A 273-nucleotide genomic window follows, 5' to 3' on the forward strand; every position below is an offset into this window, starting at 1 on the left:
CGGTGCGCGTGTTCTTCGAGTCCGCGGCGGAAATCATCTATCGCATGACCAGCATCATCATCGCCTTCACGCCCTACGGTGTCTTCGCCCTGATGACCTGGGTGGCCGGCACCTATGGCCTGGCAATGCTCGCGCCGCTGGCCAAGGTGATCGGCATCGTCTATATCGGCTGCTTCGTGCATGCCATCGTGGTCTATGGCGGCATGCTGCGCTTTCTGGCGCGCTTGAACCCGCTGCGCTATTTCCAGGGCAGTGTCGAGCCGATCATGCTCG

Annotated in this window: 1 protein-coding gene; it reads left to right on the plus strand. The window is 61.5% G+C overall.

Annotated elements, in window-relative coordinates:
• Positions 1–273 (plus strand): cation:dicarboxylate symporter family transporter (locus R0J88_RS20145; RefSeq protein WP_410900896.1); only part of this gene is annotated, 273 nt, incomplete at both ends.

The organism is Pseudoalteromonas sp. SIMBA_162 (assembly GCF_046535955.1).
In the GTDB taxonomy this organism is placed as follows: Bacteria; Pseudomonadota; Gammaproteobacteria; order Enterobacterales; family Alteromonadaceae; genus Pseudoalteromonas; species Pseudoalteromonas marina.